12 protein-coding genes are annotated in these 13212 nt (G+C 51.6%); 6 read left to right on the top strand and 6 right to left on the bottom strand.

Translation table 11 applies throughout. From position 1 onward, the window contains the following. Positions 1-59 precede the first annotated feature (59 nt). From IPN95_07175 to IPN95_07185, 3 genes are all read left to right on the top strand, one after another. The gene (locus IPN95_07175) at positions 60-1415 is read left to right on the top strand and encodes an FAD-dependent monooxygenase (protein ID MBK9449184.1); all 1356 of its coding nucleotides are present in this window, start codon (positions 60-62) and stop codon (positions 1413-1415) included. Between the two features lie 101 nt (positions 1416-1516). Further along, the gene (locus IPN95_07180) at positions 1517-1738 is read left to right on the top strand and encodes a hypothetical protein (protein ID MBK9449185.1); all 222 of its coding nucleotides are present in this window, start codon (positions 1517-1519) and stop codon (positions 1736-1738) included. After that, on the top strand, positions 1735-2190 hold the full coding sequence (locus IPN95_07185; protein ID MBK9449186.1) for a rhodanese-like domain-containing protein: 456 nt from the start codon (positions 1735-1737) through the stop codon (positions 2188-2190). Before IPN95_07180 ends, IPN95_07185 begins: the two co-directional genes overlap by 4 nt. Before the next feature lie 158 nt (positions 2191-2348). Here the strand turns inward: IPN95_07185 and IPN95_07190 are convergent, their stop codons facing one another. From IPN95_07190 to IPN95_07210, 5 genes are all read right to left on the bottom strand, one after another. Further along, entirely contained in the window at positions 2349-3107 is a 759-nt protein-coding gene (locus IPN95_07190) for a phosphosulfolactate synthase (protein ID MBK9449187.1), read from the bottom strand. Beyond that, positions 3104-4522, bottom strand: a complete 1419-nt coding sequence (locus tag IPN95_07195) for a tetratricopeptide repeat protein (GenBank protein ID MBK9449188.1) — start codon at positions 4520-4522, stop codon at positions 3104-3106. Before IPN95_07195 ends, IPN95_07190 begins: the two co-directional genes overlap by 4 nt. Positions 4523-4651: 129 nt before the next feature. After that, positions 4652-5581 (bottom strand): DMT family transporter, encoded by a 930-nt coding sequence (locus IPN95_07200; protein MBK9449189.1) that lies wholly within the window; start codon positions 5579-5581, stop codon positions 4652-4654. 13 nt (positions 5582-5594) lie between these two features. Further along, positions 5595-8780 carry a PD40 domain-containing protein gene (locus IPN95_07205; GenBank protein ID MBK9449190.1) on the bottom strand — a complete coding sequence of 1062 codons (3186 nt, stop codon included), beginning with the start codon at positions 8778-8780 and terminating at the stop codon, positions 5595-5597. A 19-nt stretch (positions 8781-8799) separates the two neighbouring features. After that, complete coding sequence (locus tag IPN95_07210) at positions 8800-9879, bottom strand: FAD-dependent oxidoreductase (protein ID MBK9449191.1); 1080 nt, start codon at positions 9877-9879, stop codon at positions 8800-8802. A 141-nt stretch (positions 9880-10020) separates the two neighbouring features. Here IPN95_07210 and IPN95_07215 point away from each other — a divergent pair, with 141 nt between their 5' ends. Then, entirely contained in the window at positions 10021-10698 is a 678-nt protein-coding gene (locus IPN95_07215) for an MBL fold metallo-hydrolase (GenBank protein MBK9449192.1), read from the top strand. A 78-nt stretch (positions 10699-10776) separates the two neighbouring features. On the opposite strand, the gene IPN95_07220 is transcribed toward IPN95_07215, so the two are convergent. Further along, positions 10777-11262: a 2-C-methyl-D-erythritol 2,4-cyclodiphosphate synthase gene (locus IPN95_07220; protein MBK9449193.1), complete on the bottom strand. Its 486-nt coding sequence runs from the start codon at positions 11260-11262 to the stop codon at positions 10777-10779. 27 nt (positions 11263-11289) lie between these two features. Between IPN95_07220 and IPN95_07225 the strand changes: the two genes are divergently transcribed. Continuing rightward, positions 11290-11892: a hypothetical protein gene (locus tag IPN95_07225; GenBank protein MBK9449194.1), complete on the top strand. Its 603-nt coding sequence runs from the start codon at positions 11290-11292 to the stop codon at positions 11890-11892. 40 nt (positions 11893-11932) lie between these two features. Then, the gene (locus IPN95_07230) at positions 11933-13198 is read left to right on the top strand and encodes a hypothetical protein (GenBank protein MBK9449195.1); all 1266 of its coding nucleotides are present in this window, start codon (positions 11933-11935) and stop codon (positions 13196-13198) included. Positions 13199-13212: the final 14 nt, after the last annotated feature.

A 13212-nucleotide genomic window follows, 5' to 3' on the forward strand; every position in this document is an offset into this window, starting at 1 on the left:
AAACATAAATCAGCGAATTACCGGACCGCGCTTCGCGATCTTTTCTGTATTTTTCGGGCATGGCAAAGATCAACTTAGAAGCACCGATCATTTTGCTCGGCGCAGGCCTGAGCAGTGGACTCATGGCCGCCTATTTGGGGCGCCGCGGATTTAAGGTCGAAGTGTATGAACGCCGTCCCGATCCCCGCACGACCGACCTTTACGTCGGCAAATCCATCAACTTGGCAATCTCCGTCCGCGGATTGTTTGCGATGAAAGACGTCGGATTGGAGGATGCGGTCAAGGAAATGTGTATTCCGATGCATGGCCGCATGATTCACGACCGCCAAGGCAATACCGATTTTCAGTTTTACAGCAAAGACGGTCAAAAGGCCATCAATTCGATTTCGCGCGGGGATCTCAACATCCTGCTCATCAATACTGCGGCCTCTTTTCCGAATGTCAGCTTTCATTTCGACCACCGTTGTGTGGGAATGGACCTCGATACGGGCGAAGCATTGTTGTTGAATGAAAAAACGGGCGAAAACCTGCGCGTTTCCGGACAAACGGTGATCGCTTGCGATGGCGCCTTCTCGGGTGCACGCGCGAGTTTGCTGCGGTCGCCACGGTTCAATTTTTCGCAGACGTATCATCCTGCTTCCTACAAAGAATTGAGCTTCAGGCCTTCGGAGGATGGAAAATGGCGGATCGAAAGCAATGCTTTGCACATTTGGCCACGCGGCAGCTTTATGCTCATTGCCCTGCCCAATATGGATGGAAGCTTCACGGTGACGCTGTTTTATCCAGCCGTGGGGCCGGATAGCTTTGAGACACTGAACACCGCCGAGGCGGTTGAGGCTTTTTTCGCAAAGGAATTCCCCGATGCCAAAGCCTTGATTCCCAATCTCGCCGAAGAGTTTTTCAGCAATCCAACGGGTGAGTTGGTGACGGTGAAATGCGATCCCTGGCATTTTGGCGGAAAATGTGCCTTGGTGGGCGATGCCGCGCATGCGGTCGTTCCATTTTACGGGCAGGGGATGAATGCGGCATTCGAAGATTGCACCGTCTTGAACAATTGTATCGTCGAAGGCAAGGATTGGGAGGAAGTCTTCGCAGAATACAGCCGGCAACGCGTCGCCAATGGACAAGCGATTGCCGACATGGCCGTCGACAACTATTTTGAGATGCGCGACCGCGTCGGTGACCCCAATTGGCGCTTCAGGAAACTCATCGAGCACAAACTCGAAAAGACTTTCCCTGAAAGTTATGTTTCCCGCTACGAAATGGTGTCCTTCACACGTACGCCGTATGCCGAGGCCTTGCGACGGGGCGGTATCAACGATGAAATTTTGCATGCACTTGCTGCAAATCTTACTGATGTCGAGCAAGTTGATCTCAGCTTGGCCGAGCAGTTGATCAAGGAAAAGCTGGGGTAGGAGTTTGATTCGGGCATAAATGCGCTGGGCGTAACTTTGGTGACGAATTTTCTGTAACATTGGTTACAGAGACGGGCTTTGTAGCGGTATAGTTTTGTAGTGTGGGAAAACTCAAATACGGATATATCTACCTGACGCTCGGCCTTCTAGGCTTGCTTGGTGGCTTCCTCTACTGGAACTTTTGGGGCTGTACCGACAGCTGCCCAATTGATTCAAGTTGGAAGCTCAGCATGGCGCGGGGCGGTATCATCGGACTTTGTGTCGCCGCAATTTTTCAACCTTCAAAGCGTAAGTCAACGTCTTCAAATCCCGAAGTGCAATGAGAAAATTCTTCAAAATCAGCATTTTAGCATCGTTTGCCAGCCTGTTTTTCTTGGCCGCCGGTTGTCAGGCGCAGCAGGAAGCAACAGGCAATTCGCCAGCAACCACAGCCGCACCTGCCAAAGCCCAAGGCGTTCAGACGATTGGTCCGGTTGAGGCGGAAAAAATGATGGCCGAAAATGCCAGTCTTCAAATCCTCGACGTGCGCACACCTGAGGAGGTTGCCCTCGGCACGATCAAAGGCGCCAAAGTCATCAATTGGTTTGATGCAGATTTTGCTTCCCGTGCCGAAACAACATTTGACAAGGCACTTCCGATCGTTGTATATTGCAAGGCCGGAAGCCGTAGTTCTCAAGCATCCGAAAAGTTGAAGGAAAAAGGCTTTACCAATATTTATAACCTTCAGGGCGGAATGATGAAGTGGGAAGGTGAAGGTCACCCTGTACAGAAATAGAAGTTTTGTTTGTTGGTAGAGTTTGGATTGTAAGGAAAGCGGGCGCAAGCTTTCCGATTTTAGGAATAGATCGAAATGTTAGACGAAAAACAGCCCACAAAAAAATGCTTGGAACCACATGCGTAGCCCCAAGCATTCTCTTTTAGATCGGGAAACCTTTACTTCAAAAACGTGAAGAAAGTATCTCCGCGCAGACCCATGCGCAACGTTTCCAGGGCGATGGCTTCGCTAGGCGCGATGTTGCCGAGGTTGGCGTTGGTGCCGAGCAGCTGAATGAACCAGACTTGCTGTGCTTTCAATGGTGCTTCCCACATGATTTTTTCCGAAGGCACGTAGTGCATGATCTCGTCGATCAAGCCGGAGTTGGCGGAGCCGGATTTTTCAAACACACCGACGGTGCCGCTTTCGCGGGCCTCGGCAATCACTTTCCAAGAACCGGCTTCGAGCTCGATGTTCATCAATTCGACCCATTTGTAGGGCGGAATCACGACATTGGCATCCTTGCTACCGACCTCGGAAAGCACGCGGAAATCTTGGGCGAGCGTGCGGATATAGCCAATCTTGTCTTCGGTGGTCATGTCGATGCTGCCATCGCTCACTTCGACGACTTGGCATTTGTGGTGCTCGATGAGACGACGGTAATCGTCAAATTGGCCACGGATCACGTAGGCTTCCATCAAGGTGCCTCCGAAATAATAGGGCATGCCGGCGGCGCGGTACACTTCCAGCTTCTTGGCCAAGTTGTTGGTCACGACACTCGTGCCAAAACCCAGTTTCACGACATCGATCGTATGACCTGCTACATCCATCAAGTCTTCGGCTTCGCGTATGCTCAAGCCTTTGTCCATGACCATGGTGATGCCAGACTCACGCGGCTTCGCGGTTCTGTAAGGGAGATTTTTTAATTCGAAACTCATTCTATAACGTATTGAGCAATCAGATTTTTCACGGTGGGAAGGTCTGCAAGCGCGGGTTCGATGCGCAGCATGATTTTGTATTTACTTGGGTCGAGCAACAGGCCATTCTCCAAATAATTGGCGCCCTTGCTCACCTTCTTTTTCATGTAGCAGAATGCAGCTGCTTGAAAATACAATTCGGCCATCGATGGATTGAGCTTGATGCCCTCGGCAAGGAAGGAAATCGCGCCATCCTTGTTGTCATCATCCCAGAGCAGATGGGCCCATTCTTGCCACATTTTCAGCTCGTTGCTGTTCAGGCGCAAGGCCTGCTGCAGCGCCTCGTAGGCTGAAAGTGTATGGCCAACCTGATATTCGCAGGTGGCAAGGGAAACCCAAGTATCAAAATTTTCCGAATCAATCGTGGCGGCCTTTTTGTAGAAAGTGATCGCCTCCGAAGGTTTTTCCTGACATTCCATGCAATAGCCCAAGCCTACCCAAGCGTCAGTGTACTCAGGATTGGAATCGGTGCAGCGGAAGTAGTATTTCACGGCCATCGCATAATGCCCCAAGTGTTCGTAGCATTCCGCGATGTTGTAGTGAATGGAAAGGTCGGGCTTTTCATGGACGCAAGCCTCGAGGAAGCACTTGAGCGCCTCTTCGTACTTTTCCAAGTCCATCAACACATTGCCCTTATTGTACCATGCGGAGGCAAAACTGTCTTCGATGGCCAAAGCAAAGTCGTAGCAATCAATGGCCTTTTCAAAAAGCCCAAGTCGCGCGTACAAGATGCCCAGGTTGTACCAAACAGGATAGGCAAAAGGCTGCTTGTCGAGAAAACTATTGTAGAGTGCTACGGCATCATCGACTTTTTCCTGACTTTCCAGGCAATATGCCAATTCGTAGACCGGCTCCTCAAAGTCGGGCTGCAACTCGATCGCCTTGCGAAAGCATTTTTCGGCGTCCTTGACGTGGCCGAGGTTTTGGGCGAGGTTGCCCATGTGAAACCAGACTTCCTCGGGGGTATCGGTCAGCGACAGGAATTTTTCCAAGGAAGCCATGGCCTCCTTGTATTTTCCGAGCTGAGAAAGGATTTCGGAATCGAGAAAAACATAGTCCAACTGCGTCGGATTGATTTCCATCGCACGTTTGACCTCTCGACGGGCCTCCTTGAGCTTGCCCATTTCCAAAAGGACCGTCGCCCGCTTGAAAAACAATTCCTCGCTGTTGGGGTGTTGTTTCAGGCTGTAATTCACCAAGTTCAAAGCCTTGCTGAATTTGTTGTGACGCATGTAATAGAAAAAAAGATCCTCCAGCGTGAGCATGTCAAAGAAATGGTAGGCATCTCCCTTGAGCATAGCTTCAAAACGGCTCGCCTCTTGTTGCAGCCGTTGATCGCCTTGGTCTTCTTGCCCGAAATCTTCGAATCTTTCCATTCAGTATCGAACGTGTTTTGGTTGGCCCAAATTGGCTTTCCCTTGGCGTCCTGAAACGTCGACATCACTGCCAATCGTTCCGCTTCATTCAAATTACCACATAATTTCAGAGACAGAAGGCAAAATTATTCACAATTCCTTCGCCTGTCCTTGCGGTTGGTCAGGCTTGCGCATGCTTACCAACCAAACCCCTGCAAATATCAGGAAAATAAACGGAATCGATAACCAAGTTACCTCGCCCATGCCCAATCCCGCCGAGAGCAAGGTCACAAAAACCGGCTGTGCATAGATGTAAATGCCGACCGCAGACGAGGGTAACCGCTTCATTGCCCAGGCATTCAGCCAATAGGCGCCAATCGTAGCAAAAACGATCAGGAATCCGATTCGGAGCACAACTTCGGTCGTGAAGATTCCGGTGGGTACTTGCGAAAGTGGGACGATACCGATCAGGATATTGGGGATGGATCCCAAGAGGAACAACCATTTAATGATCGTGAAGGTATTGTATTTCTGCACCAAGGGCCTGACAAACACCAAGTAAAGTCCATAGGATGCTGCGTTCACCATGATCATCAAATCTCCGGAAATCGTGGCGCCGCCGACTTGAAAGGTTTGGTCACTCCCGCTGAGGATCAATCCCAATGCGCCGGCAAACGAAATGATCAATCCAGACAATGTCCGCATTGAAAACCGTTCCTCGCGCAAAACCCAGGCTGCCAGAAAAACAAAAACCGGCGTGAGAATCATCAAAACCGAGGCATTGACCCGGCTTGTCAGCGAAAGGCCCCACAAGAAAAAGGTTTGGTTGACCGAGACGCCAAAAAATGCCGCGAGCAGCAACCTTCCGAAATCACGCCGTTCGCGTACGCGCTCCCGCACAAACAGCGCATGGTAGCCCCAAAAGAAGCCTGCCGTCAATGCACAGCGAATGGCCAAAACCGCAAAACTGTTGATGCCCGTGGCAAAGACCGGTTTGAGTACAAAATAATTGAGGCCATAAAACAGGGCCACCGCAGCCAATGCCAAGTGGGCGAGCAAAGCTGTAGGGCGTTTGTTCAAGCGGAATTGCGGATCAGAAATTTTTGCCCAAGGAAAGATGCAGCCTTGGACTCAGGATCGTGTAGTCTTCGACCCCCCAAGCGAGGTCGGCCCGCATCGAGTAGCCAAACATTTGCAGCCGCGTTCCCGCACCAAATCCCATCAGAAACGGACTCTTGAGCGTCTGCACCGTGATCGTCAGCGGATAGGAATTGATCACCTGTGTATCAATCGGATTCTTTTGCGACAGCGGATTGCCCTGCGTCCAAGTTGTGCCAATGTCAAAGAATGGGATCAATTCGATGTTGTATGCCGGATTGGTATTCAGCGAATTGAGCATGATGCGGGACAGTGGAATGCGCAATTCGGCATTGGCGGCGACAAATTTTGTGCCGTTGCGACCGTTGAATTGGAAGCCCCGAATCGGCGTGATGTATTCCATGTAGTGCAAGGCGGGCAAATGCGGACTTTCGATCGGGAAATCCGCAGGGTTTTGGAAGCGGGCCAAAAGTGCCTCAGGTGTACCACCGAGGAAAAATTGCTGTTGCATCGGCCCTTCAGACCAAGCGCCTGACAACCTGCCGGCAAGCACCGATCGCCGCACAGGAATATATTTCCGTAAGTCGACGCGGCCCGTGACAAAATTGTCGCTGTTGTTGGAAAACGAATAGGCATTCGTCAAGTCGACCGTCGCAAAGGTCCCTTTCCGGATGAAATTCCCTTCAAATACCGTCTTGTCAAAGGTCATGTTGAGCCTGCCGCCCGCCATCAAAGCTTGACCATCGATCGTTTTGGGAATCAGCAAGGCAATGTTCTTCCGGTTGATCAGGGAAAGATGCGCTCCGCCACCGATACTCAAATAGCGATTCAACGGCAAAACCAAGGAACCATCCAAGCGTGTCCAGTTGTAACGCGCGGCCAACCCTGCCTTGTTCAGGAATCTTCCCGAATGCGTAAATCCGACCTGATAATCCAAGGAATGTTTCAGATTGGCATACCTTATATATGTGTCGTTGCTGCGCAAGTCCAAGTAGGACTTGAAACCCATCGTGATTTGATGGTTGCCCTGTTGATCACGTAGTCTCGCTTCCGCCAGAAAACTCAATTTGAATACCGGATCGTAGCCGAATCTCGTCGTAACCCGGTCTGCCGACCAAACCGTGCGGGAATAGGTCGGGCTTTTGACCACGACCGCATCAAAATTCGGGCGTTCGGGTTCCTTTTTCAGCAAGTAGTCGCCGTTGGATTTCTTTGGACGTTTGCGTGGTTTTTCCTTGTCATCGCCTTCGTCGTCATCAAAGACGTAGTATTTGACGGTTTTGTTGTTGGATTTGGCGGAATCGGCCTCCGGTTTTTCGTTGTCCGTATTTTTTGGATCGGGCAAGGCTGTGCCGGCTTTGCGGATGGAATCCATTTTTGCAGCATTCTGCAGTTTGAGGCGCTGCAAGGCTGCCGCCTTGTCGTTGCGTTGACGCAGCATGGTGCGGGTGGCGACTTGGTCTTGCAAAACCGCTTCACGCGGGGCGACATAGACCATCAGGTCGCCTTTGAAGGAGGTCGAATAGGCGAGGAGCGAGTCGTTGACCGCGGCGCGATACATGCCCGGACTCATGTTGGTCTGATAGCTTGAGTCGCCAACGAAAACATTGATTTTTTGCAAGTTGTTCAAGCCGGTTTGGTCGGATTTGATCAGCAATTCGAAGCTTGAGGACATGCCGACGGGCACTTCATTGAAGTCAGGACTTGTGGTCACGCGGCTAAGGCTGTGTTCGGTAAAATCGTAGGCCCAGATGTCGAGGCCCAATTCGTTGGCGTCGTAGCGCGCATTCACGCCTGGCGCCAAGACCGCCTGCTGCCGTGTGGATGCGTGGTAGATGCGGCCGCCATCGGCACTCCAAACAGGATAGAGATCGTCGTAAAAGTCATTCGTCAGCTGCACAAAAGATCCCGTTCCGGGCACAAACCGGTATAGGTCGATTTGTCCTTGCTGCAAACCTGAACACACCAACTGCGCCCCGTCAGGGCTCCATGCGATTTGGTAAATGCGGTCCAAGCCCGGCTGAAACGTAACGAATTTGACCGAACCCTTGGTCATGTCGTACCACGCCAAGTATTCGCCTGCTTTGTCATAGATGGTCGTCACCAACTGATTGCCATCCGGACTCCAAGCCATCGGCATTTCAAAGCGAAAACGGTCGTATTGCTCCGTCGCAAATCCGCCCTCGATGGGTGTGGACTTGATTTTTCCGGTTTCAAAGTTGTAGATCACTACCCGATGCTTGCCGCCATTGTTGAGGTAGAGGGCAGCTTTGGCTTTGTTGGGGTGCAAGGCAAACGAAAGCACCTTGTCTCCCGGCGCCAATTCGGCCAATACACTTTCCTTGTCGATCGGTTCGCGGAAATTGGCATTGTCTGTGATGTGCTGCAGTACAAATTCCCGCCATTTTTCGGTCAGCGTCTTCAGGGTAATGCCCAAAACATGGATCACGCCATCCTCGACCGAGCGGGTCAGGCGGGTCATGTAAAAGATTTCGCCCAATTTTTCAGGGCCGTAATTTTGCGCAATGAAGTACCAAATCGACTTGCGGGCGGTATGGTAAATGGGGCCTTGGCCTTCGATCGCAAAATTCAGCATGTGGGATTTTTCGAGGCTGGCAAGCCAAAATTCGTCTTCGTAGTCCCAACCTTCGCCCAAGTAGGCCGGCAAACCCTCGGCATACCAATCGGGCAAGTAAAGCAGTACGGTATTTTGGATGCTGAGCTGAATTTGTCCGCCAAAATAATAGTCCTCCATCACCAACTTGGTCACCTCGGAACGGACGTGCTCCCGAAATGCTTCATAGTTGCCCGGGAAAAGGAGATTCGTCGAATTGATCCGCAGTGGCGTCAATCCGTTGTCTTTTTCATTCCGAACGGGATAGGAATTGCTGTGAATCAGGTCGTTGGGGCTCAAGTACAGGTAAAATGCAAAACGGGACCTGTTTTTGTAGTCGAATGCTTTGCAAATATCCCAAAGTGCCTCTTCGGCCATCTTGCCCGCCACACCGGCCATGACCGGATCGTCGGTGCTGTAATGCACGTCAAAAAATTCGGTGGAGACATTTTTCCAATTCAGCTGTTTGTTGACAGGAATGTTGGTCGTGCCCAGCATATTCGTCTGGGCGGTCAGCTGAACACCGATCGCAAGCAATACAAGAGAAAATACTATTCTGAGACGCATCATGATTTCTCAGTGTAATCTAGGCAAACTTTTTCAAAAATCGCAGGACGGAAACGTCCTTTCCAAGGCTTTGCGCGTGGCCATCAAGCCAATCCCGCAAGATGAGGGCCGAATAGGGGCCCTGCAATACACCCTTGGTTCCCAGTCCATTGCAAACTATCAGGCGCTCAAATTCCGGATGACGACCCAAAATCGGGCGCCGGTTGGGCGTGGTTGGCCTGATCGAGGCGCGTGCAGAAAGGACTTCAAAGCCCAAGGGCGTAACTTCTTCTACGGAATCCGTGATGGTTTTGATGCCTTCGGCGTCCGTTTCATCGTCTTCAAAATGCAATTCGTAGGTGGATCCTGCCGTGTAAAACAGGTCGCCCTTGGGAATCAGGAACATCTTGCGCAGCAAAATCTGTTCTTCGCCCAAACCATCCTCCATTTTCAGCTCCAGAATCTGCCCTTTGAGCGGCCTGATTTCCACGAATTGAAACCAGGGATTGCCCATGATGCCCATTCCCTCCGCGAAGATGATTTCGTCGTAGGTGTCTTCCAGTCCGGGTTGGCTGCATTCTCCGGTATTTGGATTCAGGCTTGCGTAGTAGAATGGGGATTCGACGCGCTGAAAATCAAATTTTGCGGTCAAAATCTCCACAATTGCCTTGCAAATCGCCTCCGTTTCGACCCAGCCGCAGGGCAAAATCCGCAATCCGCCGATGGGATTTTTGAGCACATTTGGCCGAAAGGGTATTCCTTGATGCGCTGCAAGCCAGGAAAATTCGGGGTCTTGAAGCCGCACCATCCAGTCATTGTAATTGGTGCCGTCGGGAAATGGGCGCAGGATCGGCATGGGATGGATGAACTTGCCGAGTTCTTCGAATGCAGGATGTGCCGTGACAGCTGCCAAGGCAGCGAGCATTTCGTCAGCCATCCAGGTTTTGTTGGCTTCCCTGCCCGTGATCACATTGTACAGTCCCGCCGCCACGCGGCTCGCCGATTTCGGGTTGTAGCGATCCACCAAACGGATGCGATGCCCCCGTTTGGCCGATTCCATCGCCATGAAGCAGCCTGCCAAGCCGCCACCGACGATCAATACATTTTTGGATGCTACCATCTGCATGTGAAACGCTGAATGCGTGCCGTTGTTATGTTCGTCCCCCTGAATTTTGATTCTCCCTGATGATTGTCATCCTTCAAACGCATTCCCTATTTTTGCGGCCGGTTTTCCATTGTGCCACTGAATTTCCCAAAGGTCATGCTTACAGTCAAAAGTTTCACGTTTTTCACAGAGTTTTTCGGCGAAAACACCTACGTCCTCAGTGATGAGACCGGTGCTTGCGTGGTCGTGGACCCCGGCTGCTACCACCGCCATGAACGCGACGAACTCGTGGCCTACATTGAAAATGCGGGCTTGCGTTTGGAGAAGGTCCTCAATACGCACTGCCATATCGACCATATTTTGGGGAATGCCATGCTGGTAAAGCGTTACAATGTGCCTTTGGTGGCGCACAAGGACGATTTGTACAACCTTGTGGGTGCAGACGCTTTCGCGCGCATGTACAACTTGAGCATTGACCCGTCACCGCAACCCGACCTTTTTGTCGAGGAGGGAGACGTCGTCGAATTCGGGAATACAAAATTGGAGGTGTTGTTTACGCCGGGACATTCGGCAGGGCATGTTTCCTTTTTTCACCGCGATAGCAAACAAGTATTCAGCGGCGATGTGCTGTTTTTTGACAGCGTGGGCAGGGTGGACTTGCCGGGCGGAAACGGAGCGGTATTGATCGACTCGATCGTGAACAAACTATTTCCTTTGGGTGACGATGTCAAGGTCTATGCCGGCCACATGGAACCCACGACGATCGGCCGCGAGCGGCAATACAATCAGCTGGTGGCGCAGATGCAAAGTGCCTACGCAGGAAGGAATATATAATGGAGAATTGAGAATTCAGAATGGAGAATGCTCAGTTCCATTCTCCATTCTCAATTCTCAATTCTCCATTCTCCATTCTCAATTCAAATTCGTGTGATCAAGCGCAACGGCATAAACTTTCATGCCTTCGCGGTTTCCGATGGCGTCCATGCCTTCGTTGCGGGTGGCTTTGATCGAGACGGCGTCGATGTCCACGCCGAGCAGGGGCGCGATCACGGCCTGCATCGCAGGTACGTGCGGGTTGAGTTTGGGCGCCTCCGCGACGATCGTGCAATCGACGTTTCCCGTTTGCCAGCCTTTTTCGCGGAGTAATTTGACGGTATCAGCAAGCAGCAAGCGGCTGTCGGCACCTTTGTATTTGGGGTCGGTGTCCGGGAAATGGAAGCCGATGTCGCGGAGATTGGCGGCGCCGAGGAGGGCATCGCAGATCGCATGCAGCAGCGCATCCGCATCGCTATGGCCCAATAAGCCGGTTTCATGCGGAATGTTGATGCCGCCCAAAATCAAGTCGCGCCCTTCTACAAGGCGATGTGTGTCAAATCCGAATCCGATCCTGATGTTCATGGCCCGAAATTAGCGACAATTCAACGTATGCAGGAAGTTCACCGCTGCGAATGCTATTTTTTCACGAATTTGAGCCTTCAAATGGAAGAAAATTCGCCGACACCCGGCCCGCAGGCCTGGAAATTTCAGATTGCAATAACGCGTCCGCACCGCCTCCTGGGCTATTTCTGGGGCATTTTGGCCTTTTTGTTGATGCTGCTTTTCCTGCTGCCCAATTATACCATGGCCACGCTTGAACTCAATGGCTGGGATGCAATGCAGTTGGCATTCAAAGACACCGAACACCTGCGTAAAATGTTGGACGACAGCAGTTACTTGCTCATGGTCGCTGTTCCGGGACTTTACCTTGCTTTGGGAATCTTGACAGCAGTCGCAGCCATCATGGTTGGGCTCGAAAAGGGCGAAAAGTTGGCCATGATCGCCACCGGATTTGCCACCGTCGTCTTTATTTTGGCGATCATCGGCGCGTTCACAATTGGCGGAAATGCCAGCGACATGCCCTTTTTTGGAAAACTGATGCCAAAACCTGTGTATGGCTACCACTTTGCGCTGGTTTGTCAGGGGTTGATTGCGCTTTCGGGGATCCTGTACTGGATTTTGCGCGGACAGTCCCGGCAAAAGACCCTTTGAAACCTTCAAATTCTCCAATTAAACCGCGTAATTGCAGCGAATGACTGTTTCTTCCATGGACTCGGTTCCCAAAATGCGCCGCAGCTTGATCTGGATCATCGCCGGATTGGGGATCCTGTTGCTGGTAAGTACATTCTGGAAAAAGGGCCGATTGGGAGACAACGCCCGTTCGCGGTTTATCACGGTCGAACGTTTGGTGGAGCGGAATTCCTGGGCGCATGTCGCGCCCGGAGATACGACCCCGTTTGACTTGAGCATCGACGCGATCAAGATCAATGACCGGATTTATTCTTCCAAGCCGCCACTTTACCCACTGATCATGGCAGGGGAGGCCAAGGCGCTGAAGGCCGTCACCGGATGGGAATTTTATGCCCATCGCAAGGATTATTTGCGCTTTCTCATTCTGCTGAACCAAATTTTGCCCTACCTCTTGATGCTCTGGGTGGCGATGCGCTGGCTCGGCGAATTCACGCAGGACGCTTGGACGCAGCATTTTATGCTGTTGGGAATGAGTTTGGGTCTCATTTCATTTGGCTACACCCCGGAGATCAATAACCATTCGCCGGGAGCATCCTTGCTGTTTCTGTCTTGCTACCTCGTTTATCGTGTCTGGATCGGCCGTGAACAACGGCTTTGGGCAATGGGCCTGACAGGTTTGCTCATCGGCCTGACGGTTTCCTTCGAATTGCCGGCGCTTGCCTTTGGCTTGATCTTACTGGGGATGCTTTTCTGGAAAAAATGGCAAGGCGGATTGTTGGCGGCCTTGGGCATGTTGGTTCCGATTTTTCCTTCCATGCTGGTGTTTCATGCGATTTCCGGCGAATGGAAGCCCTTTTACATGCAAGGCAAACTTTACCGCTTCGAGGGAAGCTACTGGGCCCAACCCAAAGACAGCGACCTGTTGCTGGAGCCGCAGGCACTTTATTTTGTCAAGACGCTGTTTGGCATCAAGGGTTTGTTTTTTGTGACGCCTTTGTTGTTGATGCCAATGGCAAGCCTTCTTCCCGCCATTCGAAGGCAGCTTTCAACCCTGACTCCGATGCTCAAACTGCTGACGGCAGGCATCGTCTTGGTGATTGCCTACATCGGCCTGCGCACCCACAACTACGGTGGCGACTGCATCGGCATGCGTTGGCACATTGTTTTCATGCCTTTGATGCTGTTCATGTCTTGGCCGCTGATCGAATGGTCAGGAAGGTCTTGGTTGGGTAGGGCGGTGCTTGCCGTTCTTTTGCTCCTGTCAATGGTGCAAAATGTAATTGCCCTTTACCTCGACTGTTTCATCGACATAGAAAAGGTCTTTTGACATGCAAATCGGGG

The organism is Bacteroidota bacterium (assembly GCA_016718825.1).
Taxonomy (GTDB): Bacteria; Bacteroidota; Bacteroidia; order J057; family JADKCL01; genus JADKCL01.

What these genes read in the sequence shown, in the direction of transcription:
- IPN95_07175 (MBK9449184.1), top strand. Translation starts at nt 60, where the DNA reads ATGGCAAAGATCAACTTAGAAGCACCGATCATTTTGCTCGGCGCAGGC.
- IPN95_07185 (MBK9449186.1), top strand. Translation starts at nt 1,735, where the DNA reads ATGAGAAAATTCTTCAAAATCAGCATTTTAGCATCGTTTGCCAGCCTG.
- IPN95_07190 (MBK9449187.1), bottom strand. Translation starts at nt 3,107, where the DNA reads ATGAGTTTCGAATTAAAAAATCTCCCTTACAGAACCGCGAAGCCGCGT.
- IPN95_07195 (MBK9449188.1), bottom strand. Translation starts at nt 4,522, where the DNA reads ATGGAAAGATTCGAAGATTTCGGGCAAGAAGACCAAGGCGATCAACGG.
- IPN95_07205 (MBK9449190.1), bottom strand. Translation starts at nt 8,780, where the DNA reads ATGCGTCTCAGAATAGTATTTTCTCTTGTATTGCTTGCGATCGGTGTT.
- IPN95_07210 (MBK9449191.1), bottom strand. Translation starts at nt 9,879, where the DNA reads ATGGTAGCATCCAAAAATGTATTGATCGTCGGTGGCGGCTTGGCAGGC.
- IPN95_07215 (MBK9449192.1), top strand. Translation starts at nt 10,021, where the DNA reads ATGCTTACAGTCAAAAGTTTCACGTTTTTCACAGAGTTTTTCGGCGAA.
- IPN95_07220 (MBK9449193.1), bottom strand. Translation starts at nt 11,262, where the DNA reads ATGAACATCAGGATCGGATTCGGATTTGACACACATCGCCTTGTAGAA.
- IPN95_07225 (MBK9449194.1), top strand. Translation starts at nt 11,290, where the DNA reads ATGCAGGAAGTTCACCGCTGCGAATGCTATTTTTTCACGAATTTGAGC.
- IPN95_07230 (MBK9449195.1), top strand. Translation starts at nt 11,933, where the DNA reads ATGACTGTTTCTTCCATGGACTCGGTTCCCAAAATGCGCCGCAGCTTG.